This window comes from Mesorhizobium sp. M0060, assembly GCF_040323155.1.
Classification (GTDB): domain Bacteria; phylum Pseudomonadota; class Alphaproteobacteria; order Rhizobiales; family Rhizobiaceae; genus Mesorhizobium.
Window position 1 is genome coordinate 1 of record NZ_JAMYUP010000179.1, and the last position, 595, is coordinate 595.

The window sequence follows — 595 nt, forward strand, 5'->3', positions numbered from 1 at the left end:
ACCCTGAACGGGGATGGTGATACACGCCCGTCCTTCTGGTATAGTGGCACGATCACCCAGCGGAGACGTTGCCATGTCTAAGCACTTCGTTCATGGGGCAGTGGTCGCATTGGGGCTGTTCGTCACCAGCGCAAGCGCCGAAACCCTGAAGCTTCCTGACAATCTGGCCGGCTTTAGTTCTGATATTGGCGAAAACTACTTCGTCGAAAGCGATGCACGGGAGGCCTATTTCCCTCTCGCAAGCAACTTTCTGACGCAGAAGACACAGTCCTATTGCGGTGTCGCCAGCATCGTCATGGTGCTGAACGCGCTCAATGTACCGGCGCCTTCGGTTCCGGAGTACGAGCCATATCGCACTTTCACGCAGGACAATGTCCTCGATGAACGAACGGACGCCATTCTCGCCCGAGATGTTTTGGCGAAGAAAGGTATGACCCTCGATCAGATCGGTGGAATTCTTGCGACGCAGCCGGTCAAGGCAGAAGTCCATCATGCCGCCGACAGCTCAGTCGACGAGTTCCGCAAGCTGGCGAGTTCCCATCTCGGCCAGTCGAACCATTTCGTGATCGTCAACTACCTCCGCAAGGCAATCGGA

1 protein-coding gene is annotated in these 595 nt (G+C 56.1%); it reads left to right on the plus strand.

The features are described 5' to 3' along the window. Nucleotides 1-100 precede the first annotated feature (100 nt). The coding region (locus NKJ94_RS37490) for a phytochelatin synthase family protein (protein WP_502904257.1) at nt 101-595 on the plus strand (495 nt) is incomplete at its 3' end.